A 23939-nucleotide genomic window follows, 5' to 3' on the forward strand; every position below is an offset into this window, starting at 1 on the left:
TATTGCCTTATTGTTCTCTTAAAGCACTACCATTGCTTCTCTAGCCCCTTTTACGGGATAGACCGAACAAATAAGCATACTCAAATAGTCACTGTTTCACTGATGTATCTTTTTGTTTTACTCAGTCTAGCGACGCGCGTGCTCTATTGCCTAAATCTAGCTACGTCTTAAAACCATACTTCTACAGGCTAAAGTTACGTATTCCTGCATCTTTTAAAATTGTTTTGGATTCTGCTGGAATGACAGGATCAGAGTAGTCAAAAGAGAAGAGTGAAAGTGAAACGATAGTGAGTTACTAGGAAGTCGGGCACTACTTGGGAGCCAATGAATTTGATAAACATCTTGATGACCAAGGACTAAAGGGTTAGTAGCAGGCAATAAAAAAGCCGACAGTAAGCTGCCGGCTTGGTTAGATGACTGCTACTTAGTCGTTCTGGACGAGCGTGAGAGCTTTACGAGAGACTTCGTGAGCAGCTTTGGTTAGATTTTGCTTCTCTAGTGTGTCTGCTAGGAATGCATAGTCAGAGACGTCAGAGCGAAGCTTTAAGGCGATCTCAAAGTGATCTTGGGCTTCTTGCCACTTCTCTTGACGGAAATAGAAGTGCGCTAATGCGCTATGGGCAGCGGCGTTATCCGGTTCTTTCTTCACTACGCCCTCTAAGAAGACCACGACAGGGTGGGTATCTGGCAGGTTTAGATCTGGCAGAAGTTGATAAAGCTCTGGGGCAGGTTGTTTTTTTAATGCTTCTTTTAGCACGGTAAAGGCTTCTGCATCAGCTTTTCGTGTGATGAGTTCTCGAGCAAAACAGGCTACGAGGGGTGTGTCTTGTTTCACTTTACGTGAGAGACTATTCCAATGGGAGATTAGCCCTTCGCTACCTTGTTGTTGCGCTACTTCATGGAGTAAGCCGCACTGCGCCTTTTGAATCAGCTCTGCATGTTCTTCTTCCGTGATGAGTTTTGCTTTGGTTAGTTGTGGCAAGAGGTCAATAAGAGGTTGCCACAACTTTAGCTGCATGTACGTTGTTTTCAGCAAGTTCAATACAATAGAGTTACTCGCATACTGACTTTTTAACGATTGCAAGGTATCGAAAGCGGACTCGAACTCGTTGTCGCGGATAAATTGTTTCGCTCGAGTCAGTTCTACTGCGAGATGGGCGTTCTCTTGTTGGCTCGCTAGCGCTAGATAGTGATCTCGTTTTGCTTTATCACCTTGGCCTTGTGCGGCTTCAGACGCAACCAAGTAGCAAAGCAGCGGCATATCGTGATGATTTGCCCAGCGAGTTACTTTCTTCTCAGCACCTTTCCAGTCACCTTCTAGAAGTTTAATAATGCCTTCATTGGTGTATCGGCGGGAATGGCGCATTTTGCGAACACTGAAGTAGTTCCATGTTGTAGAACTAGCATAAACTAACTTCTTAATCAGGTACTCAAGCAGAAAAAGACCTGCGAGTGCAGCGATAACGAAAACCACTAATGTCGTTACGCTCATCTCGATCGTTTTCTCGGCAATGGAGATGAGTACATAGCCTTGCTGACCAGAAAACTGGGTGCCAACAAATAGTCCTGCGCCTAGTACAACAAATAGGAAAATAAGACGAAACATTACTTATCCTCCATGCCTGTCATCGTTGTGACTTCACGACGTAGGCGTTCACGGATGACATCTGATAGTTGAGACTGACTTTGCAGTTTTGTTGGGTATTCCACTTGAATATTTTGCTGACTTAGTAGGTTAACCGTTTTGTTGAACTCTTTAACAGAATTATCGTCTTGGTTGAAGAAAGCTAATGCCCATTTGTCGGCTGTTTTTAGAGATGTGGTGTAAATTTCACCTTGTTCTTGGTACACCGCTTTTATTGCCGTTTCCAATTTGGCTTTGATGTTTTCTTTCAGGTAAAAGTGTTGCTCAGGAGAAAGCAGTGGAATGACGTTACCATCGCGCGTGCGGAAGGTAATGAAGTTTTCTGAAAAGTCCTTCAAAGAGGTCATTAAGTTATCTTGCCAGTTTGCGATATCTTCAGACACTTCAGTGTTTTCTACGGCTTCAGCTTCAGGTAGCAGTGCATTGGCGAGAGGGAGCTTGTCTACTTGCTGTTGTAGGGCAGTTAAGCGTAGTACCAATCCATCACGGTCAATTAGCGGGATCGTGCGAAGTTTGGTGATATCGTTCGCCATTGCTTTACGTAGTTTGACGAGGCTAGGGTCATTCAGTGCTGCAATGCGTTGGTCTGCACTTTCCATCAGTTGAGTCGCGCTTTCTACATCGTGCTCTAAGAACAATTTACGACCAGCTAATTTGACAAGGTAATCGGCTTCCGCTAATAGCCAGTCGTTTGGTCGACGACCTTTCACATCGGCAACGGCGAGCTGTAAGCTTTCAATGCTCTTCTGTTGCTGTCCAAGTACCACTTCCGCTTTGTGTGTCACGGTTGTTGCTTTCTCGATGGTTTCTTCTTGTACCCGGCTGAGTTCTTGCTTCATGGAAGCTTGAGTGCTTTCTAGCTGACTTTTTAGTTGGGCGATCTGCGCTTGGTAATCGGCTTGCTGTTGATGCAGCTTGTACGCGAGGCCACCGCCAAAAATAATCGATAAGATGATAGCGACCGTACCTAGTTTGACACCACGTTTACCTTGTTTTTCTTCAAACTCGACTTTGGTTGGCTCTGCTGTTTTTGGGGGCTCGGCCGCTTGTGGTTGCTCTTTTTTAAGGTCCGCATCCTGCTGCGATGTGGTTTTTTCGACTAGCGGTGCCGATGAGGTTTCTTCGGAAAGGTTTTTATCGTTATTTTTTTGGTCGTTATTTTTACTTGTCATGCCTATATCCTGTGTAGCTAGGGCTGGAGAGCCGCCAGTAATTCTTGGTTGGATGCGCTTCCCGTGCATCTCACGCGAGTGAACCCCCTTTGAATTGCGATGTCAGCGATACGCTGACTGGGGATATACAACTCTTGTTGATTAAGCCAAGTCAATTGCTCCGACGTCAATTGGCTGCACAAATAATCCAGTTGTTCACCACTGGTGACAATAATCTGGTTAATTTGTAGGTTTTTCCATAGTGAGATACAGCTTACTGGATCGAATGGGATGAATTCTCTCTTGTAAGTCTCACTATAGTGAACTTTTGCGCCACGCCTCACCAATGCATCTTTGATCAGCTCTCTTCCGCCGTTACCACGAAGGATAAGAACTTGTTGTTGTGCCACATTGTTGAGCTCTGGCAGTCGCAATAAGTGTTCACTATCACTGACTTGGGGATAGTGTACTTTCTGTTGGGTACATTTGCTTAAATAGTGTGCTGTTTTTTGACCAACGGCAAGGTAAATAGCTTGTTTCGGCCATGACATCCCGTTGCTGGCTAAGATTTGCTGTGCACATTGCACTGCATGTCGACTAACAGCGATAACAATTTGAGCTTGATGTAGATGTTTAGAGAGGTGCGTGTCCGTGAGATCGGCGACAATGTCGATCAGAGGATGGTGATATGCGGAAATGCCGTGCCTTTCGAGCAGAGAGCAAAGCGCGCTGCCTTGCTCTCCCGGCCGAGTGACCAACACTGCCATGGTTATTCGTGATCTGCGTACAGCTTAGTTAGGATTTCACGAGCGCCGTTATCTAGCAGCTCATTGGCTAGCTGCACTCCTAATGCTTCGCCATCTTTACGATGGCCACGAATTTCACCACGAACAATTTCGCTGCCATCTGGTTCGCCAACTAATGCGCGTAGCCAAATGTTGTCGCCGTCTAGCAGGGCATAGCTGCCGATAGGTACCTGACAGCCGCCTTCTAGGGTCAGATTCATTGCGCGCTCACACAAAACGCGGTCTACGGTGTCTTGGTGGTTAAGTGGCTCAAGCAGCTTAAGCAGTCTTTCATCGTCAAGGCGGCACTCAATACCGACAGCACCTTGGCCTACCGCTGGTAGTGATTGCTCTGGTTCGATAAAGCTACGAATGCGCTCTTCAAGCTTCAATCGTTTGAGGCCAGCCGCAGCAAGAATGATTGCATCATACTCACCCGCATCTAACTTACCAAGGCGAGTGCCCACATTACCGCGAAGCTCTTTGATGATGATGTCCGGACGATATTCTTTCAGTTGGCATTGACGGCGCAAACTGCAAGTACCAACCACGGCACCTTGAGGGAGCTCATCAATGTGGCTATAGGTATTAGAGACGAAGGCATCACGAGGATCTTCACGCTCACAAATGGTCACGAGGCCAAGGCCTTCTGGGAAATCGACGGGTACGTCTTTCATTGAGTGAACGGCGAGGTCTGCACGTCCTTCTAGCATCGCGATTTCAAGCTCTTTTACGAACAAGCCTTTGCCGCCAACTTTTGCTAGTGGTGTATCTAAAATCACGTCACCTTTGGTCACCATGGTTACTAACTCGACTTCCAAGCCAGGGTGAGCGGCTTGAAGGGCGTCTTTAACAAAGTAAGCTTGCCATAAAGCAAGAGGGCTTTTTCGAGTTGCAATGCGAATCGGTGTGGATTGTGTCATGATCTTCTCAATGCTGTTTGGATTTGGGTTTATCCTACCATTCTCATCAAGAAATGCTTACTGTTAGTTCGTTATCTCTGAAGGCTATGAATGGAATTACATGACGTTATGAAAATAGTGTGACTGGATTCTCAATTAGGCTAAGGACTATTATTAGTAATAGGTAATAAGAGCGACACTACCGCGCGATTAATTTTGTGACTAAAGTATGGTTTTGTATCCAGAGTGATACGCGGGCGTGAAGCTTTACCCGCACCAATAAAAGTGTTAAATTGATCACGTTTTTAAGCCATTTTGGTTTAAAACGTCAGCAGATTTTCGTGATTGTTCAACCAAGGAATTCCCCTTGCAGGCTTACACCCAAAAAATCATCCAGCGACTAGATAATTTGAATCAGCAGCGAGTTGATCGCGCGCTGGCGCTTATGGATTCGCAAAGCCAGCAAGTCTTCCATTTGATTCCTGCCTTGTTGAACTACAACCATCCTGTAATTCCTGGCTATTATGATGCCGATGTCCCGTTTGGTGTGCATGGGCTTGAACTAAATAGCATTCAGCAACAATTCATAGATGATATTCAACTTGCCATTGGTCAGCCGCTCAAGACGGTAGAAAAGCCCGCTATATTGGGTTTGTACACCATGGGCAGTACCTCCTCGATTGGTCAAAGTACTTCCAGTGATTTGGATATTTGGGTGTGTATTTCTCCAGAGATGGGTTGTGACGAACGCGAGTTATTGACCAATAAATGCCTACTCATCACGGATTGGGCACAAAGCAAAGGCGTGGAAGCGAACTTTTTCTTAATGGATAAAGAGCGCTTTAGAAGCAATCATTCTGAGGAGATGACAGGTGATAACTGTGGTTCATCTCAGCACTTACTTTTGCTAGATGAATTCTATCGTAGTGCGGTGCGCATTGCCGGACAGCGTTTGTTATGGCAAATCGTGCCGCCAGAAATGGAAGAGTGTTACGACGAGTACGTTTCTCAACTTTGCAGTGATGGTTACATCGACTGTAGTGAATGGATCGACTTTGGTAAATTGAACTGCATTCCTGCTGAAGAATACTTCGGCTCGAACTTGTGGCAGTTATACAAAAGCATCGACTCTCCCTACAAATCGGTATTAAAAGCCATCTTGCTAGAAGCTTACTCGTGGGAATACCCGCATACTCAATTGTTAAGTATCGACACTAAACGTCGTTTCTTTGCCCATGAGCCTGATCTCTATGGCATGGATGCGTACTACTTAATGTTGGAAAAAGTAACCCGTTACTTAGAGCGAATTCAAGACGATACACGTTTGGATTTAGTGCGTCGCTGTTTCTATCTCAAAACCCATGAAAAACTATCTCGTGAGCCGAATGTTGGCTCAGTAGCTTGGCGTCGTGAAGCACTGAGCGATATGATTGCAAAATGGAATTGGGATTCCAGTGTCGTTGCAGAGCTCGATGACCGCCGTAATTGGAAGGTTGAACAAGTAAAGGTGGTACATCATGCATTGCTGGATGCGTTGATGCAAAGCTACCGTAACTTGATTCAATTTGCGCGTCGTAACGACATCACTTCTGCTATCAGTCCGCAAGACATCAGTATTTTGGCCCGTAAACTCTACGCTGCTTTTGAAGTATTGCCGGGCAAAGTAACGTTACTAAACCCACAGATTTCACCTGATCTGCACGAGCCTGACTTGAGCTTTATCGAAGTGAAAAAAGGGGGAGTGAACAAGTCTGGTTGGTACCTCTATAAACAACCACTTATTGCGCACCGCATTTTGGGGCAGCCATACTTAGAACATCATGAATACTTGAGTAAGTTGGTTGCTTGGGCATTCTTCAATGGCTTGATCACTGAATCGACTCGTTTACATGCCGTGGTACGTGAAGCGCAGCTAGATATTGATAAGTTTTACCAAATGGTGAGTGACTTACGAAATACTTTTGCGTTGCGTAAGCGTCGTCCATCTATGCAGGCGCTAGCGAGTCCTTGTGAAATAAGCCAGCTTGCGATGTTCATCAACTTTGAAAATGATCCGACGTCTGAACTTTCTGGTCGTTCGTTGAAAGTGGATGTTAAGAACACCGATATTTTTAGCTTTGGTCCAGAACATAAAAATTTAGTCGGCAGTGTTGACCTTGTTTACCGTAACTCTTGGCATGAAGTGCGTACGCTGCATTTCAAAGGGGAAACGGCGATGCTGGATGCACTGAAAACCATTTTGGGCAAAATGCACCAAGATGCGTTGCCACCAGAATCAGTGGATGTGTTCTGCTATGCGAAGAACATGCGTGGTGTGATGCGTAATATGGTTTACCAGCTTTTAGCTGAATGTATCGACTTACGCTTGAAACCAGTAGAGCAAGAGAAACGCCGCCGCTTTAAAGCGATGCGTCTTGGTAACCAGACTTATGGGTTGTTCTTTGAACGTCGTGGTGTGTCGGTGCAGAAGCTAGAAAATTCCATCGATTTCTACCGCAGCATTTCCACTAACAAACTCAAAGGCTCGCCGCTATTAATGCTCGATCGTGAGCAAGAATATCAAATGCCTGAAGCGGTGGATGGGTTTGCCAGTGAAGGTCTGGTGCAGTTCTTCTTTGAAGATAACGAAGATGGCTTCAATATTTATGTGTTGGATGAGTCAAATCAAGTGGAAGTGTATCACCAATTTAGCGGCTCTAAAGATGAAATGATTTCGTCTGTAAACAGCTTCTACACGTCGGTAAAAGACGATAGTCGCGTCGCGTCTAAGTTTATTAACTTTAACCTGCCTCAGTACTATCAAATTATTCACCCTGAAGAGGGGAATGCGTATATCATTCCTTACCGTAATGACGGTTGTTCACCGAGTCGCCCGACCAAAACTGTGAACGCGTAATTAAACCCGTATCAATAAACAAAAAGAGCACTTCGGTGCTCTTTTTGTTTTGGTGACGATTGACCAGAATTATGCCCAATCAATGGCTTCGCCCGCGTGCTTTTCACATTCTTGCTTCACCATTTCAAATAGCTCCATACCCGTTTTTGAGCAGGTCCATTGACCTTCAATAAGTTTGAAGTGGAAACCACCAGATTTGGACGCTAGCCAGATCTCATGCATCGGCTCTTGGCGATTAATGATGATTTGGCTGCGGTCTTCAAATTCCAATGTCATTACGTTGCCAGTGACTTCGTAATCAATGTCTGCGCCTGAATCATCGATGGATTCTTCGATGATTTGCATCTGCGCATCCACCAGTTGATGAAATTCAGTATCGTTCATCCGTCTATCCTATTGCTTTTCCTGAGTGTGGTGCGATTATAGGGGGCATTGATTCAATAATCACGATATGCGAAATGAAAAAATTAGTTACTGTGTTGTTTGTGATGGTTGCCGCGACCTTAGCGGGGTGTGGTCAGTCTGGCTCACTATACATTCCAGATGACACTCAACAGAATGAGCAATCACAATAAATAACCGCACCTTAGGGTGAAATTAGGGTTCAGCAGTCGAATAAAATAAGGGAAGCGAATTTTGGATTACTTCAACTATCAGGATGATGGCCAGCTTTGGGCCGAAGACGTCCCACTTCAAGCTCTTGCAGAGCAATATGGCACTCCTCTTTACGTATATTCTCGAGCCACGCTAGAGCGCCATTGGAAGGCGTTTGATAGTGCTGTGGGTCAGCATCCTCACCTAGTTTGCTACGCGGTGAAAGCCAACTCAAACTTAGGCGTATTGAACACGCTAGCGCGTTTGGGATCGGGTTTTGACATCGTGTCGGGTGGTGAACTTGAGCGTGTGATTGCCGCAGGCGGTGATCCGAAAAAAGTCGTTTTCTCTGGTGTTGGTAAAACATCGGCAGAGATGAAGCGCGCTCTTGAGCTAGGTATCAAATGTTTCAACGTTGAATCTGAGCCAGAGCTAGAACGTTTGAACAAGGTTGCGGGTGAGCTTGGTGTGATTGCACCAATTTCTCTTCGTATCAATCCAGATGTCGACGCGAAAACACACCCTTACATTTCGACTGGTCTTCGCGATAATAAATTCGGCATTGCGTTTGATCGTGCGCCAGATGTTTATAAATTCGCGCAAAGCCTGCCGAACTTGAATGTGCAAGGCATCGACTGCCACATTGGTTCTCAGCTGACCAATATAGACCCATTTATCGACGCGACAGACCGTTTATTAGCTCTGATTGATGATTTAAAAGCACAAGGCATTAACATTCGTCACCTTGATGTCGGCGGCGGTTTGGGTGTGGTCTATCGTGATGAATTACCACCTCAGCCTTCTGATTACGCCAAAGCGTTACTAGGCCGTCTTGAAAATCACCAAGACTTGGAGCTGATCTTTGAGCCAGGCCGTGCAATTGCTGCGAACGCAGGTATCTTGCTAACGCGTGTTGAGTTTTTAAAACATACTGAGCATAAAAACTTTGCGATTATCGACGCTGCAATGAACGACTTGATGCGTCCTGCGCTATACCAAGCATGGCAAGATATTGTGCCAGTTTCACCGCGAAAGGGTGAAGCTCAGACTTACGACTTGGTTGGTCCTATTTGTGAAACCGGCGACTTCTTGGGTAAAGATCGCGCACTCGTTTTGCAAGAAGGTGATCTACTCGCGGTTCGTTCAGCAGGTGCCTATGGTTTTGTGATGTCTTCGAACTACAATACTCGTACCCGAGCGGCAGAAGTGATGGTGGACGGTAAACAAAGCCACTTAGTTCGCCAGCGTGAGGAGCTGACCAGTTTGTGGCAGCTGGAACAGATTCTACCGGAGTAACACACAACAAATGCATTTCCACTTTTCCAAAATGCACGGTTTGGGCAACGACTTCATGGTCGTCGACTGTATTACCCAGAACGTGTTTTTCTCGCAAGACCTGATCCGCCGCTTGGCGGATCGTCATACTGGCGTTGGTTTTGACCAATTGCTTGTGGTAGAGGCCCCTTACGACCCTGAAACCGACTTCCATTATCGGATTTTTAATGCCGATGGTAGTGAAGTTGAACAGTGTGGTAACGGTGCACGCTGTTTTGCCCGCTTTGTTCGTTTGAAGGGGCTGACCAATAAATACAGCATCAGCGTGAGCACCAAGAAAGGAAAGATGATTCTCAACATCGAAGATGATGGGGAAGTGACGGTCAACATGGGCGTGCCAGAGTTTGAACCGAACAAAATTCCTTTCAAAGCGAAGCAAAAAGAGAAAACTTACATCATGCGAGCAGGCGACAATACCTTGTTTTGTGGTGCTGTGAGCATGGGTAACCCGCACGTAGTGACCGTGGTCGACGATGTGGATACGGCAGAAGTGGAAACTCTCGGTCCGCTGCTTGAGTCGCATGAGCGTTTCCCAGAGCGCGTCAACGCTGGCTTTATGCAGGTGGTGAGCCGTGACCATATTCGTCTTCGAGTTTATGAGCGAGGCGCAGGAGAAACACAAGCTTGTGGTAGTGGTGCATGCGCGGCAGTCGCGGTTGGGATTCTGCAGGACTTGTTGGATGAAAACGTTAAGGTTTCTCTACCTGGTGGTGAATTGCGAATTGCATGGCAAGGCCCTGGCAAGCCGTTGTTTATGACCGGACCTACAACGCATGTATTTGATGGTCAATTATCTTGCTAGTTGAAGAAAAAGGAAACGGTTTGTCTCAAGTAGAAGCAGATGCCTTAACGGCTGAAGTAGTGGCCGAGTACCTCAAAGATCATCCAGACTTTTTTGTGCAACGTCCGGAGCTTGTGGATCGTTTATCTTTCCCACACTCAGACTTAGGCGCGGTATCTTTGGTACACATCCAAATGAATCGCCAACGTCAGCGCATTGAAGAGTTAGAGGAAGAGATCACTACACTAATGTCGCTTGCGGCGAACAATGATCGCACCTTTTACGAATTTATGGATTTGCAGGGGCAGATTCTAAAGTGTGGTGACTTTAAACAAGTCATTCATTCTATCGAAGATAAAGCCAAAGCATTGGGCTTACGTGCGTTTGTTCGATTGTTTAGTCAATGCGACGCATCGATTCAATTGAGTAAGGAAAGTTATCAACGCTTTGCGACCACTCACTTAAATGGCAAAGATGCGTACTTAGGACGTCTTCGCAAAGTAGATCGTGAAGCTTTGTTTGGCAACATGGAAGTGCCGGAAATGGGTTCCTATGTGGTACTGCCGCTCGTGAAACAGCAAACACTGGGCGTGCTTGCTTTTTCTAGTGAAGATGGCGGCCATTTTCAGCCAGATATGGATACCTTGTTTTTGCGTCACCTATCATTAGTAGTGGCACATCTCGCTCAAACACTGGTATGGCAAAGTTACGATGACGACAACTCCCAACACTCCTCTGCCAAATAGTCTGCAAAAGCCTCTTGAGCGCTTCTATGAATTCTTACGAAGCGAAAAGGGGCTTAGCCTACATACTCAGCGCAATTACAAACAGCAGCTAGAAACTATGGCGCAGCACTTAGCTGAAATGGGGCTCAAAGATTGGTCTCAAGTGGATGCTGGTTGGGTGCGCCAATTAGCAGGTAAGGGCATGCGAGAAGGCATGAAAGCCAGCAGTTTGGCAACGCGCCTCTCATCGCTGCGTAGCTTTTTCGATTTCCTTATTCTGCGTGGCGAGATGTCGGCTAACCCAGCCAAAGGGGTTTCAGCACCTCGTAAAAAACGCCCGTTGCCCAAAAACCTCGATGTTGACGAAGTGAGCCAATTACTTGAAGTCAACGAGGACGACCCGCTGGCTGTGCGCGATCGCGCCATGATGGAGCTGATGTACGGCGCCGGTTTACGTTTGGCTGAGTTGGTGGGTGTGGATGTACGTGACGTACAACTGCGTAGTGGTGAGCTTCGTGTTATTGGTAAAGGCGATAAAGAACGTAAAGTGCCGTTCTCTGGGATGGCAACCGAGTGGGTTGGGAAGTGGTTACGCGTTCGTGGTGATTTAGCCGCTCCAGGTGAGCCCGCCTTGTTTGTATCTAAGCTCGGAACGCGTATTTCGCATCGTAGCGTGCAAAAGCGCATGGCTGAATGGGGGCAGAAACAGTCTGTCGCAAGCCATATTAGTCCGCATAAATTGCGTCACTCATTTGCGACACATATGCTCGAATCAAGCAATAACTTACGTGCGGTGCAGGAGCTTTTAGGGCACGAGAACATTTCGACGACCCAAATCTACACGCACTTGGATTTCCAACATTTGGCGCAAGCCTACGACCAAGCCCACCCACGCGCACGCAAAAAGAACGGGGAGTGAGCCGAAGTATGAAATTTTATCGCCGTATCGAGCCTATTAAGGCAATGACCTTTGACCTAGATGATACCCTCTATGACAACTATCCTGTGATCGTTCGCATGGAGCGTGAGTTGCTATCTTGGCTCAAGCACCATCATCCAGCGGTTGCTCATATGAACAAAGCGGATTGGTTTGCTCTCAAACAGCGAGTTGTGCAGCAACAACCCGAGCTGAAGAGCGATGTCACTTTATGGCGTTTAGTGCAACTTCAGCAAGCCTTCTCCCAAGTAGGCTACGACGAAGACGCAGCACATGCCGCCGCGAAAGCCGCAGTAGACGTTGCGTTGGACTGGCGTAACCGTTTTGAAGTGCCGCAGCAAAGCCTCGATGTACTGGAGGAACTCGCGCAGCACATCCCGTTGGTAGCAATCACCAACGGTAATGTGGATTTAGACCGCATCGATCTTGCGCCTTATTTCCAACAGGTACTTAAAGCAGGACCAGATGGATTGGCGAAACCCGCAACCGATATGTTTACTAAAGCGAAGCGATTCTTGGATATTCCTGCGGAGAATATTCTGCATGTCGGTGATCATCTAACCACGGATGTGCATGGTGCAAAGTTGGCTGGTTTTGCAGCCTGTTGGTTTAATGATATGAATAAAAATGTTATTAACCATTCAAAAACACGTACTTTACCTGATATTGAAATCAATAGTTTGCAGCCGTTACTCACACTTTTTTAATTGCTTTCGCATTAATCCATTCTAATCTCATTTTGTGTCTAGAAAAGCAGCGCAAAGCCACGTAAATTATTCTCTATTAAATAAAAATAGTAACGCCACACGTCGTGGTGAAGATAGTGTTACGGCAGTGGTAGGTCCATGCGAGCTTTTTCAAAACTGGTTCACGATGTCAGTCAACTGAATGACTTTTTAGTCACTTTTCCGACTTCCTCAGATAAACAATTTTTAGTACAAATATTGTCGACGCAATCGCGCGAAATTACGACCACACTTGCAGACGCCGTTTTGTCGTCGCTGCCGAATGCTCATGTTATGGGGCATAGTACGCGTAATGTGATTCTGGAAGGGGAGATATTTACCTCTGGTTGCCTAGTGAGTGTGATTGAATTTGAGCAAACCACGCTGACTTCTGCGGTACAAACATACTCTTACTCCCCTGACATTGATGGCGGGGAGCTCAAGCGCTCTCTTCTAATGCAGCATAATTCACAGGTAATCCTCAGCTTTGCTGTGCAAATTGAACGACGTGACTATCCCTTGTTTCAAACCTTCGCCAGTGAAGAAGTAGTGATTTCTGGAGGGTTGGCGCAGAGTATTGACGATGGCTGCTGGGTGCTATATCAAAACCGAGTTTACGATAACGCTGTGGTTGCCGTAGCTTTGCACAGTGATACTTTGAAGCTATGGACTGATGCGTATTCGGAGTGGAACCCGATTGGCATGCCACACAAAGTCACTCATGCAAAAGGAACGCGCTTGTATTGTTTAGGTGAGAAGAAAGCGCTGGACGTATACAAGCGTTACTTGGCGGATGGCCATGACGTGACGCTGAGTCAACTGCTCAGCTTTCCTTTGTATCGAGAAAGCTTAGGGCGAAAGGAAGTTTGTACGGTAACGGAGCTGCACGCTGATGGCAGTATGAGCTTCGACAGGCCCTGGTGTCTTGGTGACGAAGTGCAATTTTGCTATAACCATCCCTCGTTAACGCTCGAGCAAGTGCGGCATGGTGTGGTTGAGTTAGCCATGCACCAACCTGAAGTCGTGATGATTTTTAACTGCGCGTCACGGTTAGACTTTATTGACAGCAGCGACGAAGTCCAAGCCTTCAAAGATATTGCGACGACGTTTGGTAGTTACTGTATGGGGGAACTGCATGGTGGTATTGGTCAGCCCGAAATTCTTCATCACAGCCTGACGTATTTAGCGATGCGAGAGGGAGACGAAGTGCAAACATTGAACTTGCCTAAGTCGCCCGTTAGCTCCTCTATTTCACCGTTGTTTAGCTTGATTCGAAATGCGATCGGCGATCTCAACCATATGAACGCGCATATGGGATATCAACTCGATCGCCAAACGCGCAAGTTACAAGAAAGCTATCGACGCGACAGTCGCACGGGATTACAAAACCGGGTCGCATTGCAAGAGCGGCTGAGTAACATCGATTTGGATGAGCATTTGTTGACTCTAAAGCTACTTAACTTTAGTCATATCAACGAAAAATATGGCTACCGAGTGGGAGATCAATTACTCAAAGATCTCTCAATGCACTTTACGAATCGACTACGAAAGCGTTTCGGCATGCCAACGGCTTTGCAGCTTTATAGTATTGGGGTTGGTGAGTGGGCATTCATATTTAAAGCTGACCAAAGCAGCGAAACCATCAAACAGCACTTTACGCGTTTTGCTGATGCGGTAGAACAAACTAATTTTGAGCCAATTGGCCTACGTGAAATAGATTATCTTTCTATCTCGCTATGCGGCGGCTTAGTGAGTCGTCGAGACTTTCCATCCGCTTCAGTGGATGAGCTCTTACTCAAAGGCATCGAAGCGAGGCGCTCTGGTGTACGCAGTAATACCCATATCTGTAATGCGAAAGATATTGAAGTCAGTGAGGATGTGCGTAAAGAGCAACTTGGATGGCTAAGTTGCGTCAGTAGAGCCATTCTCAAACAGAATATCATCACTTATAGCCAACCTATTGTGCATGCGGGTAGCCACAAATTGGCAAGCCAAGAATGTTTGGTTCGTATTCTGGAAGCCGATGGAACGGTGATTGCGCCAGGGCGTTTTCTGCCAATTATCTCTGATACGCATCTTTACACTCGACTAAGTCGGCACATGATTCATTCTACGTTGCATTATATGCGAGATAAGCAAGGTGACTTTTCTATAAACTTATCGCCGCAAGATTTGCTCAGTGATAAAACTTTAATGCTTTTAGAGCATGAAATTAGCCAGCTAAATGACCCAAGGCGAATTGGTTTAGAAGTGCTGGAATCTGAGCAGATCAAAGACTACGGCCGAATGATAGAAGTGTGCAGTCATTTTAGAAGCTTAGGGGCGCGTATCATTGTTGATGACTTTGGGTCCGGCTATTCGAATATCGATGAAATCCTGAAGTTGGAGCCAGAAGTCATAAAGCTCGATGGCAGCTTGATTCGTGATATTGATAAAGACTTAAAACAGCGCAAGATCGCTTCCCAGTTGGTGCGTTTGTGCCAGGTGTTTAACGCGGAGACGGTGGCGGAGTTCGTCCACAATCAGGAGGTGTGCACCATTGCACAAGACATGGGGGTGGATTATTTGCAGGGTTACTATCTTGGCGAGCCGACTCGACTGTTTTAATGATGTTTCACGTGAAACTTCTTGTCGTAAAAAACGCAGCGTAGGCTGCGTTTTTTGTTTGGTTCTTCTACTGAGTTTAATGTTTAACGCTTAAGAGCGTGTCCACTCTTTTCAGCTTGAAACAGAGATAGGTAATGGGCAAAAAAGCGCTGCATTTGTTGTTGGTTGTTTTGTTCTCCAAGTTGCCCGAGCAGATGTGCAACGACTTCAAACGTGCACAAATTGCCTTGTTGTTGGTTGCGTCGCAGCTGATATTGTGAGTCCGCCGACGCAGACAATCCCATAGCAGGGATACCTTCTAACCAACGGCTCTTATTGATCATCTTGCGCGCCTCTTGCCAGGTGGCATCCAAAATAATAAACAGCGGAGTTTTGGTTTGTTGCTGGCTTTGGAGTACCACATCTTCGAGTGTGATACTTTCTTCACAGGGGAAGAGCAACACCGGATACCGCGACGGATCAGCTAATAGAGAGAGTAATTCTGCTGGTGGCTGTTTGCGATCCCAGATTACTCGCTCAATGCTGAGTTGGCACTGCTCTAGTAGCTGGCCGGTATTAGTATCACGCTTCAGTTCATTCGGATGCATTAACAGCAGGATGTTGTGCTCACTGTTAAGTTTCGGCATTAGCGAGCACATACAATTGAATTGAAAACCGCAGGTTGGACACGGTTGTGACATTACAGACGAACTCCTTCTCGCACCGGGCTTATCCCATCAGAGAACAGACGCACGCCACTGACTTGGTTCGGCGTTGCCGTTGGCGCCATGCTTGGGTTGAGTGGGTAGCTAACCCCAGTGTATTGCATCACATGTTGAGCCGCTTTAGCTCCGCCACCGCTGACATTAAAAATCAGATCTCGCCAACCATGAGAGGTTTGTTGGCCGAGCATAATCGGGCTTTGCACTAGTGTAATGCGGCTATTAAAGCGCCATTCCTTTTCGTGATGTTCAAATATTAGCAATGTACAGCCACCGGAACCACACCAATCCAACTGTACCAATAGCTCTTCGTTACCATCGCTGTTGAGGTCGTAAGTTAGCCAACGGTATTGGTTATTGTTGGGGTTGGTTTGATGGATAAAGAAGTAGTTGCGCACCGCGGCATCTACTTTTGAATCAAACTCTGCACTAGAAGGGACGTCAGCACTACCGATGGGGTTGTTGGTGCGTTTTTCGGCTGGTTGCATGATGCCTTCATCACGAACGGTGGCAGGATAAAGGACTAAACCACCATCGGCGATTGGGTATACTAAGTTACCGACTTTTTCTTTGGTCGCTTTGAGCTGATTGCCTTCTCGAGTAAACAGTCGCTCTGACATTAGCCTTTGCTGTTGATGATGCGTCATGACAACTTGAACCTGAGACGGACTTAACTGTTGCCAGTAACCACGCTCGATTAATGGTGCTTGTCCATTGGCGTAACGGTATTTTGTTGTGGCGCTGTGGTCTGGGTTTAAGGTCATTTGTACTTCAAAACCTTGTGATTGAGTTGAGGTCGCGACATAGGTATTAGCCCAACCAAGCGTTGCATCGACGTTTGCAGCCATACCACAACCTTGATACGTCTCGCCATCATGTTTTAGTGTTGCTTTCCAGCCATACAAAGAATCGCTCATTGTGTCTGAGCAGAGGTTTTCTGTTAAGCGAAGCTCACCATCTTGTAGTTGATAAGTGCGCTGGCGAGGTTGAAGCTGACTGCTTTTAATCGCTAATTTTGTGGTTTGTTTGCCGATTTGCTGGAATGTTAGTCCATTAGCCTCAAAGCTTGCCGACCAAGAAGGCTCATTACCAAACACGCGAGTTGGTTTGTTTGGTTGCTGACAACGGTTTGGATTTTCCGTTGTGAGGAAGTTCACTTGTTCCACGACAAAGTTAGCATCGAAATCAGCAGAAAACCCATCGATGCCCGGTGGGTTGAGATGGCCGATAACCTCGCCATACATGGTCTGGTAAGGCTCGTTATTTAACTGAATTGCTCGTTGCATTTGCTGTGGTGACAGTTGCAACCAATATTGCTTGTCGCTGCCACAAGGCATGATGTATTGGCTCTCGTGACCGACGATCACTTTTCCGCGCAGCATAAAAGTTTGAGGTTGAATGGTTTCAGGCTTATCTAAGGTTGCAGGTGGAGAGGTTGGGTCAGCGGCACCAGATTGTGGCGGCTGTGAACTACATGCTTGCAGAACCAGCAGGGTGGCAAGCGCCACTGGGTTTTTCAAAGCCTTCATGTTATATCTTCCTCATTATTGTTACTCAATCGGCATCGGATGGCATTATGGCATATTGGTTATTTAAAACTGAACCAGATACCTTTTCTATTGACACGCTTCGAACCCAAAAGGTTTCATGTTGGGAGGGAGTTCGTAATTATCAGGCGCGCAATATGATGCGTGACCAAGTGAAGGTGGGCGATTTAGTCCTGATTTACCACTCTTCTTGTAAACATGTTGGCGTGGCAGGTATTGCTAAAGTTGTGAGAGAAGCCTATCCCGATCATTTCCAATTCGATCCCGAAAGCGATTATTACGATCCAAAGTCAGACCCAGACAACCCGCGTTGGATTATGGTGGATGTAGAGTTTGTACGTAAAACGGCGCGAGTGATTCCGTTGTCGGTGATGAAAGCGATGCCAGAACTTGAGAACATGCCGTTGGTGAAACGTGGAAATCGCTTGTCGATTATGCCCGTGGCAGAAGAAGAATGGGACGCGATTCTTGGCAAAGAGAAGCTGCCAAGTCAGCGATAAAAGAGAAGGGCTGCGAATGTGCAGCCCTTCATTATTTGGAGTATTGAAGCTTACAGCAAGTGTTCTTGTAGGTAGTGTGCAACCGCATCTTCTGCATTGCTGCCAATTACTTCATTATTTGGTAGAGCTTTCATCACTTTTTCGTGTGATGTACCCATAACTAGCCCTTTACCTGCCATCGACAGCATTTCTACGTCATTCATGCCATCACCAAATGCTACGCAGTTTTCTAACGTGAGGTCGAGTTTTTTCGCTACCGCTTCAAGAGCATGACCTTTAGACACGCCAGCGCTCATTACTTCCAAACACCAAGGCGTTGAAAATGCGATGTTCAGCTTATCACCAAACTGCTCACGTAGTTTGTTTTCAAATACGACCAAACGTTCGTGGTCTTCTCCTGGATGCGTGAAGAAAACTTTCGCAATACCGTCAGTTGGGGCGTGGTCTTCATCAAATAAGACGTAAGTGAATTCATCGTGGAAGTCACGTAACGTTTCATCATCCTTGTTCATCAACCAGCTATCATTTTGATACATGTGAATAAGTATTTCTTGATCATGTTTGATCGTGTCGATCACGCCTTGTACCAGTTCCGCAGGGACATTCTCGCTGTACATTAGCTGATCTTCCTGGTCATGCACTCGGGCACCATTCGACGTGATCATATAAGCTGGAATGCCAACTTGGCGACGGATGCTCGCAACGTCTACGTGGTGACGGCCGGTTGCAAAGACAAAGGTATAACCCTTTTCATGCAGCGCTTTTAGCGTCTCTTTTGAGTAAGCACTGAGCTGATGGTTTGGTGCGAGTAACGTGCCATCCAGATCAGAGGCAACGATTTTGGTGATCTCTTTGCAAGGTAGCGATGTGCTCATGAAGTCCTCGTAAACGGTTTGGATAGTGTGGAACAGGTGAATTGCAAACGGAGTACAGCAGACTGACTAGATCGTACTGCTCCGAATGCGGGGGAACTTGGGCTCGTAGCACTATGCGGTTAAACACTGTGTCAAAGTAGCCAAGTTCAAGCAGTGTACGCCAAAATGAGGATGAAAAAGAGGGTAAATCGATGTGTAGACATTTCCTCTTTAATCTTAGTCGTGAAATGGTCGCCTAGAGTTCTTATTGTGCTTGTTCGTTTGATGGCGATTTAGGGTCATTCATAAAGCGGAAAATCGCATCGAGCGCTTGATTACGATACTTGTCGGTCTCGAACAAGATTTCATGCTGTGCGCCTTCGATAGAAAGCAGCTCCGCGTGCGGGTTGGTTTTCCGCAATTTATCAATAAAACGCTTTTGCGCGAGATTGCTAACAATCCGATCGTTTCCGGCTTGGATTAGGATGACTGGTATTTTGACTTGGCGAGTTAATAAAAAGCACTGCTTAGCGGCCATGAGCCCTTGCCAAACCCAGCGAGTGCTTGGCCCACCGACTTGCAGTTCCGGTTTTTCCGTATATAGGTTTCGGAACCATTGGTAGCGGCCGTAACTTTGGCTAAGTGGGTTATCTTCAAAGGGCTTAGGGAAGTAGGCCTGATGTCCTGGTGCATAGCGTGGCAAAGTTGATACCGCTGACATAATTTGTGTGACCGGAATCGCTATTGGTGATAGGTACCATGGCAGGTTAATGCCAAACATGGGCGCACTTAGAATCAAACCAGTAAAAGGGTGTTCTGGGTGAGTTTGCAGGTAACGTGTCGCGATCGCGCCGCCCATAGAGTGCGCGATGATGAAGCATTGTTGATATTCGCTAAGGTCGTGTTTTTTTACGACGATGTCCATATCATCAATATAATCAGTAAAGTCATAGACGTGACCCATATCTGAGTCAGATAATAAACGATCTGATAAACCTTGTCCGCGGTGGTCAAAGGAATAGACATCGAAACCTTGGCGGTAGAGATCGTAAAACAGCTCTTGGTATTTCCAGGAAGACTCAATGCGTCCATTTACGATGAGCACGGCTTTTTTATGCTCTGGGTTGGTTAGCTTGCACCAGTAAATGTTCTTTTTCTCAGTCCCTTTAACAAAGCCCTCTTGGCGAGTTTGCCAAAGTGCTGCGATCGGACCACCAATTGCTTGCTCAAATAATGTCTCTTGAGTATAAGTCAAAGGTGAATGGTTAGTCGCCATTAGTTGATTACCTGAAGATACGTTGTTTACGCGATGTATCATCGAAGAATTAGTGAGGAAATGCAATGGATACCCATGTCTGGTTAGCTTATGTAGTAACAGCAATCGTTTTTAGTTTGGCTCCGGGCTCTGGCACGGTGAACTCAATCAGTAATGGTTTGAGTTACGGTACCCGTAAATCACTGGGTGCCATTATTGGCTTACAAATTGGTTTAGTTATCCACATCGCGCTGGTGGGGGCGGGTATTGGTGCGCTTGTCGCGCAGTCAGAAACCGCATTTTCTGTCATTAAATGGGTTGGTGCCGCTTATCTGGTTTGGCTGGGGATTCAGAAATGGCGCGACACATCAAGCTTAGTCGCAGCTGAAAACCACAACGAGATGTCAGGCACGGCGCTGTTGTACAAGGCAGTGTTAATTAACCTCACCAACCCTAAATCGATTGTTTTTCTGGTGGCGTTGTTCCCGCAGTTTATTGACCCGGCAAAAGACCAAATCACGCAACTGTTGGTGCTTGGCGTCACTACGGTCGTGATTGATGCGTGTGTAATGTTGGGTTACACGAGCTTGGCAGCACAAATGGGACGCTTTATTCGCTCCGATAAAATCATGGGAAAAATAAACAAAGTATTCGGTTCAATGTTCATGGGTTGTGGTGCATTATTAGCAGCTGCAAAGTCATAAGCCATTTATAGGTCCTTCTTTAGCATGAATACAACGTATGTCGCTCGCCAGCCGATCTTTAACCGAAAAAGACAGACGCTGGGTTATGAATTGTTGTTTCGAGACGGGGAGAGTAACGCATACCCTTCACATATTGATTCAAATCGAGCGACATACCGGCTGATCGTCGAAAACTTCCTATCACTGGGCACTAACCCAGTGATTGCCTCTTCAAGATGCTTTATTAACTTTCCTCATCAAAGCTTGGTGCGACGTTTGCCGCGCAGTTTGCCGAAAAACAAAATTGTCATCGAAGTGTTGGAAACGTGCCAACCTACGGATGAGCTTCTTGATGCGATTCGTGAGTTTTATCGAGAAGGTTACTTGATCGCTTTGGATGACTTCACCCTAACACCAGAATGGCGTCGTTTTTTGCCATATGTGCATATTGTGAAGCTCGACATTATGGCGATGGGGCTCGAAAAGGCCTGTGAACTGGTCAAAACACACCTTGCCAAACGCGTCAAATACCACTTTTTAGCAGAACGTGTTGAAACCGCAGAAGAATTTGAGCAAGCGAAAGCGGCTGGCTTTAAATTTTTCCAAGGTTATTTTTTTAGCAAGCCACTCGTCTCGCAGACTAAATACGTCAGTCCTGAGCAAGTGTTGGCATTGCAACTGTTTCGTGAAGTTTGTGCTCCTGAGCCTGACTTTACTCGTATCGAGTCCATCATTACGCAAGATGTCGCGCTTTCGTATAAATTATTGCGTTTTGTAAATACGCAAGCGCCGAATTTGGCTGTCGAAATCAGCTCTTTTCGTCAGGCATTGATTTATCTTGGCCAGGATAACCTTAAGCAGTTTGTCTCTTTGGTTGTGGCATCGTATATCTCCAGTAACAAACCTCGAGAGCTGTATCACCTTTCATTGCAACGAGCTCAATTTTGCCAATTGATGTCGCGCTATCAGCCATTCTCTCATCTCAACGAACAAGGTTTCATGGTTGGTTTGTTGTCGATTCTAGATGCGTTGCTGGATCTTTCGGTGGAATCTTTAGTTAGGCAGTTACCGCTTAGTCATTCAGTACAACAAGCGCTATTACATCGCAAAGGGGTTTATGGTGCACTTATTTCCCTTGAAGAGTGCTACGAGCGTGCCGATTGGTCAGGGGTTGAAAAAATCACGATGCAATTGGGGTTGCCTTTAGAGGAAGTGAAGCTCTCCTTAGGTGAAGCGGTTCGCTGGAGTCAAAGCATCGCGACTGCATAATTTCGTGTCTTATCTTTTATCTCTTTGAATCTCTCTCTTTACAATCAAGCTGTTCGTTAGATGTGAAACTTTTATGACGATGGACGGTTTCCTCTTGACGATATATCTTAATTAAATAAACATATACGCATATCCATATATAGGTATGTTCATTATGCTTCCACATCAGTTTTTTAAGCTGTTATCCGATGAAACACGCGTACGTTGTTTAATGCTCGTGGCCCGTGAAGGTGAAACTTGCGTTGGTGATTTGGCGTTTGCTCTGCAAGAGAGCCAGCCGAAAGTTTCTCGTCATCTTGCTCAGTTACGGTCCAGTGGCATCTTGGTGGATAAACGCCAAGGGCAATGGGTGTATTACGAGTTATCACAGCAATTGCCAGGTTGGATGCGAAAGTTAATTGAAGACTTAGTGGCATCAAACTGTTTGAAGCAGGAATACCAAGACGACATCACACGCTTACACGATAAAAGTCGTGAGGCTTGCTGTTAACAGCGAATAGAGATTCAAGGTAGAAGATTAGAGGGTAAAACTATGACAATTAAAGTAGGAATTAATGGCTTTGGCCGAATTGGTCGCTTAGCGCTGCGAGCGGCATTTGATTGGCCAGAATTGGAGTTTGTGTTAATCAACGATGTCGCAGGTGACGCCGCTACGCTTGGTCACTTATTAGAATTCGATTCAGTGCAAGGTCGTTGGCATCATGGAGTTCAGGTCGAAGGCAGTGAGCTCGTCATCAACGGCAAGCGTGTCGCCACGACTCAACAACGCGATATCGATGCGGTGAACTGGTCTGATTGTGATGTTGTGATTGAAGCGACAGGCGTACATCGCAAAACATCATTCCTAAACAAATACCTAGAGCAAGGCGTGAAACGTGTCGTGGTAAGCGCACCTGTGAAAGAAGAAGGTATTGCGAACATTGTGGTGGGCGTGAACGACCATATTTTCGACCCTGAAAAACATCGTATCGTGACAGCAGCTTCGTGTACGACTAACTGTATCGCACCTGTGGTTAAAGTCATTCATGAGAAATTGGGTATCGAACAATCTTCTTTTACGACCATTCACGACCTGACGAATACGCAAACTATTTTGGATGCGCCACACAAAGATCTACGCCGTGCAAGAGCATGCGGCATGAGCCTTATCCCGACCACGACGGGGAGCGCGAAGGCGATTGTCGAAATTTTCCCAGAATTAAAAGACAAAATTAATGGTCATGCGGTTCGCGTACCTCTAGCAAACGCATCGTTAACAGACATCATTTTTGATGTGAAGCGTGATACCACAGCAGAAGAAGTGAATGCACTGTTAAAAGAAGCATCTGAAGGTGATTTGAAAGGCATCCTTGGCTTCGAAGAGCGTCCTTTAGTTTCTATCGATTATAAAGGCGACCAACGTTCAACCATCGTTGATGCGCAATCAACCATGGTTGTGGGTTCTCGTATGGTTAAGATTTACGCTTGGTACGATAACGAAATGGGTTATGCAACGCGCACAGCAGAGCTGGTTCGTAACGTTGGTTTGGCTTAAAAGGGGGTCACAATGTCTCATCCTACATGGCAATTAGATTTGGACTCCGGTGCTTTAATCTTAACACCGTGCCCAGGAACGAAAGGTGTCGATTTGCATGCGTCGTTAGAACAGTTGAAAGAGCAGGGTGTTCAAGCGGTCGTTACTGCATTAGATGATAGTGAATTAGCTGCGAAGAATGTCTCTGCATTGGGTGAAGCCACTCAGCAACTGGGTATGAAATGGTTCCAGATCGAGATTGAAGACGACTGCGCACCAAATGAAGAATTTGCGACGAAGTGGCAACAAGCCAGTCCGGAACTGCACGCGATTCTTGCTCAAGGTGGCAAAGTTGCGATGCATTGCATGGGTGGTTCGGGGCGCACAGGTTTGTTCGCTGCTCACCTACTCCTAGAAAAGGAATGGCAGTTAGAAGATATCGTGCGAGAAGTGCAGGCATTGCGCCCTGGTGCATTTACAAAACCTGTGCAAGTTGAGTACATCGAACGCGTGGCTCAAGACGCTTGATCAGCT

At 46.2% G+C, this 23939-nt stretch carries 23 protein-coding genes; 14 read left to right on the forward strand and 9 right to left on the reverse strand.

Annotation, left to right across the window (positions count from 1 at the left end; all coding sequences use genetic code 11):
• Positions 1-424 precede the first annotated feature (424 nt).
• The 4 genes from UQW94_RS23050 to hemC are packed head-to-tail and all read right to left on the reverse strand — an operon-like array spanning position 425 to position 4504.
• A complete protein-coding gene (locus UQW94_RS23050) occupies positions 425-1606 on the reverse strand; it encodes a heme biosynthesis protein HemY (protein WP_262634483.1) in 1182 nt (393 codons plus the stop codon).
• On the reverse strand, positions 1606-2817 hold the full coding sequence (locus UQW94_RS23055) for a uroporphyrinogen-III C-methyltransferase (protein ID WP_005378751.1): 1212 nt from the start codon (positions 2815-2817) through the stop codon (positions 1606-1608). The genes UQW94_RS23050 and UQW94_RS23055 overlap by 1 nt, the downstream gene beginning before the upstream one ends.
• Positions 2818-2834: 17 nt before the next feature.
• Positions 2835-3563: a uroporphyrinogen-III synthase gene (locus UQW94_RS23060; protein WP_053350816.1), complete on the reverse strand. Its 729-nt coding sequence runs from the start codon at positions 3561-3563 to the stop codon at positions 2835-2837.
• Between the two features lie 2 nt (positions 3564-3565).
• Complete coding sequence (hemC, locus tag UQW94_RS23065; protein WP_005383388.1) at positions 3566-4504, reverse strand: hydroxymethylbilane synthase; 939 nt, start codon at positions 4502-4504, stop codon at positions 3566-3568.
• Positions 4505-4850: 346 nt separating this feature from the next.
• Between hemC and UQW94_RS23070 the strand changes: the two genes are divergently transcribed.
• A complete protein-coding gene (locus UQW94_RS23070) occupies positions 4851-7379 on the forward strand; it encodes a class I adenylate cyclase (protein WP_322142583.1) in 2529 nt (842 codons plus the stop codon).
• Between the two features lie 69 nt (positions 7380-7448).
• Here the strand turns inward: UQW94_RS23070 and cyaY are convergent, their stop codons facing one another.
• Positions 7449-7763 (reverse strand): iron donor protein CyaY, encoded by a 315-nt coding sequence (gene cyaY / locus UQW94_RS23075; protein WP_225474272.1) that lies wholly within the window; start codon positions 7761-7763, stop codon positions 7449-7451.
• A 74-nt stretch (positions 7764-7837) separates the two neighbouring features.
• On the opposite strand from cyaY, the gene lptM reads away from it, so the two are divergent.
• The 7 genes from lptM to UQW94_RS23110 all read left to right on the forward strand — a co-directional run bounded on the left by lptM (position 7838) and on the right by UQW94_RS23110 (position 15083).
• The gene (lptM, locus tag UQW94_RS23525) at positions 7838-7954 is read left to right on the forward strand and encodes an LPS translocon maturation chaperone LptM (RefSeq protein ID WP_005378746.1); all 117 of its coding nucleotides are present in this window, start codon (positions 7838-7840) and stop codon (positions 7952-7954) included.
• A gap of 61 nt (positions 7955-8015) precedes the next feature.
• Positions 8016-9269: a diaminopimelate decarboxylase gene (gene lysA / locus UQW94_RS23085; RefSeq protein ID WP_033907276.1), complete on the forward strand. Its 1254-nt coding sequence runs from the start codon at positions 8016-8018 to the stop codon at positions 9267-9269.
• Between the two features lie 10 nt (positions 9270-9279).
• Positions 9280-10110, forward strand: a complete 831-nt coding sequence (gene dapF / locus UQW94_RS23090) for a diaminopimelate epimerase (RefSeq protein ID WP_225474273.1) — start codon at positions 9280-9282, stop codon at positions 10108-10110.
• The gene (locus tag UQW94_RS23095; RefSeq protein WP_017636089.1) at positions 10104-10835 is read left to right on the forward strand and encodes a DUF484 family protein; all 732 of its coding nucleotides are present in this window, start codon (positions 10104-10106) and stop codon (positions 10833-10835) included. Before dapF ends, UQW94_RS23095 begins: the two co-directional genes overlap by 7 nt.
• Positions 10801-11733: a tyrosine recombinase XerC gene (gene xerC, locus UQW94_RS23100; RefSeq protein ID WP_005378742.1), complete on the forward strand. Its 933-nt coding sequence runs from the start codon at positions 10801-10803 to the stop codon at positions 11731-11733. The genes UQW94_RS23095 and xerC overlap by 35 nt, the downstream gene beginning before the upstream one ends.
• Before the next feature lie 8 nt (positions 11734-11741).
• Entirely contained in the window at positions 11742-12458 is a 717-nt protein-coding gene (gene yigB, locus UQW94_RS23105; protein ID WP_225474275.1) for a 5-amino-6-(5-phospho-D-ribitylamino)uracil phosphatase YigB, read from the forward strand.
• 138 nt (positions 12459-12596) lie between these two features.
• Positions 12597-15083, forward strand: a complete 2487-nt coding sequence (locus UQW94_RS23110; protein WP_322142584.1) for an EAL domain-containing protein — start codon at positions 12597-12599, stop codon at positions 15081-15083.
• Positions 15084-15166: 83 nt separating this feature from the next.
• Here UQW94_RS23110 and UQW94_RS23115 read toward each other — a convergent pair whose 3' ends face one another.
• Together UQW94_RS23115 and UQW94_RS23120 are read right to left on the reverse strand one after the other, a co-directional pair.
• Entirely contained in the window at positions 15167-15763 is a 597-nt protein-coding gene (locus tag UQW94_RS23115) for a tRNA-uridine aminocarboxypropyltransferase (protein WP_322142585.1), read from the reverse strand.
• On the reverse strand, positions 15763-17313 hold the full coding sequence (locus UQW94_RS23120) for a COG3650 family protein (RefSeq protein ID WP_054575536.1): 1551 nt from the start codon (positions 17311-17313) through the stop codon (positions 15763-15765). Before UQW94_RS23120 ends, UQW94_RS23115 begins: the two co-directional genes overlap by 1 nt.
• Before the next feature lie 47 nt (positions 17314-17360).
• Here UQW94_RS23120 and UQW94_RS23125 point away from each other — a divergent pair, with 47 nt between their 5' ends.
• Positions 17361-17831 (forward strand): EVE domain-containing protein, encoded by a 471-nt coding sequence (locus tag UQW94_RS23125; protein ID WP_225474227.1) that lies wholly within the window; start codon positions 17361-17363, stop codon positions 17829-17831.
• 50 nt (positions 17832-17881) lie between these two features.
• Here UQW94_RS23125 and UQW94_RS23130 read toward each other — a convergent pair whose 3' ends face one another.
• A complete protein-coding gene (locus UQW94_RS23130) occupies positions 17882-18706 on the reverse strand; it encodes a Cof-type HAD-IIB family hydrolase (protein WP_017636084.1) in 825 nt (274 codons plus the stop codon).
• A gap of 244 nt (positions 18707-18950) precedes the next feature.
• Complete coding sequence (locus UQW94_RS23135) at positions 18951-19961, reverse strand: alpha/beta fold hydrolase (protein WP_005378733.1); 1011 nt, start codon at positions 19959-19961, stop codon at positions 18951-18953.
• Between the two features lie 65 nt (positions 19962-20026).
• Here UQW94_RS23135 and rhtB point away from each other — a divergent pair, with 65 nt between their 5' ends.
• From rhtB to UQW94_RS23160, 5 genes are all read left to right on the forward strand, one after another.
• Positions 20027-20644 (forward strand): homoserine/homoserine lactone efflux protein, encoded by a 618-nt coding sequence (gene rhtB / locus UQW94_RS23140; protein WP_225474225.1) that lies wholly within the window; start codon positions 20027-20029, stop codon positions 20642-20644.
• Between the two features lie 24 nt (positions 20645-20668).
• Positions 20669-21892 (forward strand): EAL and HDOD domain-containing protein, encoded by a 1224-nt coding sequence (locus tag UQW94_RS23145; protein WP_053304474.1) that lies wholly within the window; start codon positions 20669-20671, stop codon positions 21890-21892.
• 154 nt (positions 21893-22046) lie between these two features.
• Positions 22047-22382, forward strand: coding sequence for a metalloregulator ArsR/SmtB family transcription factor (locus UQW94_RS23150; RefSeq protein WP_005378730.1), 336 nt, complete (start codon positions 22047-22049; stop codon positions 22380-22382).
• A gap of 42 nt (positions 22383-22424) precedes the next feature.
• On the forward strand, positions 22425-23426 hold the full coding sequence (locus UQW94_RS23155; RefSeq protein ID WP_005383630.1) for an ArsJ-associated glyceraldehyde-3-phosphate dehydrogenase: 1002 nt from the start codon (positions 22425-22427) through the stop codon (positions 23424-23426).
• Positions 23427-23438: 12 nt separating this feature from the next.
• Entirely contained in the window at positions 23439-23933 is a 495-nt protein-coding gene (locus tag UQW94_RS23160; RefSeq protein WP_005383629.1) for a cyclin-dependent kinase inhibitor 3 family protein, read from the forward strand.
• Positions 23934-23939 lie beyond the last annotated feature (6 nt).

Origin of the sequence: Vibrio sp. PBL-C16 (assembly GCF_034321865.1) — a bacterium.
Taxonomy (GTDB): Bacteria; Pseudomonadota; Gammaproteobacteria; order Enterobacterales; family Vibrionaceae; genus Vibrio; species Vibrio alginolyticus.

Coding starts and splice junctions, on each gene's coding strand:
- UQW94_RS23050 (WP_262634483.1), bottom strand. CDS start 1,606: ATGTTTCGTCTTATTTTCCTATTTGTTGTACTAGGCGCAGGACTATTT.
- cyaY (WP_225474272.1), bottom strand. CDS start 7,763: ATGAACGATACTGAATTTCATCAACTGGTGGATGCGCAGATGCAAATC.
- UQW94_RS23155 (WP_005383630.1), top strand. CDS start 22,425: ATGACAATTAAAGTAGGAATTAATGGCTTTGGCCGAATTGGTCGCTTA.
- rhtB (WP_225474225.1), top strand. CDS start 20,027: ATGGATACCCATGTCTGGTTAGCTTATGTAGTAACAGCAATCGTTTTT.
- UQW94_RS23160 (WP_005383629.1), top strand. CDS start 23,439: ATGTCTCATCCTACATGGCAATTAGATTTGGACTCCGGTGCTTTAATC.
- UQW94_RS23145 (WP_053304474.1), top strand. CDS start 20,669: ATGAATACAACGTATGTCGCTCGCCAGCCGATCTTTAACCGAAAAAGA.
- UQW94_RS23150 (WP_005378730.1), top strand. CDS start 22,047: ATGCTTCCACATCAGTTTTTTAAGCTGTTATCCGATGAAACACGCGTA.
- UQW94_RS23055 (WP_005378751.1), bottom strand. CDS start 2,817: ATGACAAGTAAAAATAACGACCAAAAAAATAACGATAAAAACCTTTCC.
- UQW94_RS23060 (WP_053350816.1), bottom strand. CDS start 3,563: ATGGCAGTGTTGGTCACTCGGCCGGGAGAGCAAGGCAGCGCGCTTTGC.
- UQW94_RS23120 (WP_054575536.1), bottom strand. CDS start 17,313: ATGAAGGCTTTGAAAAACCCAGTGGCGCTTGCCACCCTGCTGGTTCTG.
- dapF (WP_225474273.1), top strand. CDS start 9,280: ATGCATTTCCACTTTTCCAAAATGCACGGTTTGGGCAACGACTTCATG.
- UQW94_RS23125 (WP_225474227.1), top strand. CDS start 17,361: ATGGCATATTGGTTATTTAAAACTGAACCAGATACCTTTTCTATTGAC.
- hemC (WP_005383388.1), bottom strand. CDS start 4,504: ATGACACAATCCACACCGATTCGCATTGCAACTCGAAAAAGCCCTCTT.
- UQW94_RS23110 (WP_322142584.1), top strand. CDS start 12,597: ATGCGAGCTTTTTCAAAACTGGTTCACGATGTCAGTCAACTGAATGAC.
- UQW94_RS23115 (WP_322142585.1), bottom strand. CDS start 15,763: ATGTCACAACCGTGTCCAACCTGCGGTTTTCAATTCAATTGTATGTGC.
- lptM (WP_005378746.1), top strand. CDS start 7,838: ATGAAAAAATTAGTTACTGTGTTGTTTGTGATGGTTGCCGCGACCTTA.
- UQW94_RS23130 (WP_017636084.1), bottom strand. CDS start 18,706: ATGAGCACATCGCTACCTTGCAAAGAGATCACCAAAATCGTTGCCTCT.
- yigB (WP_225474275.1), top strand. CDS start 11,742: ATGAAATTTTATCGCCGTATCGAGCCTATTAAGGCAATGACCTTTGAC.
- UQW94_RS23135 (WP_005378733.1), bottom strand. CDS start 19,961: ATGGCGACTAACCATTCACCTTTGACTTATACTCAAGAGACATTATTT.
- xerC (WP_005378742.1), top strand. CDS start 10,801: ATGACGACAACTCCCAACACTCCTCTGCCAAATAGTCTGCAAAAGCCT.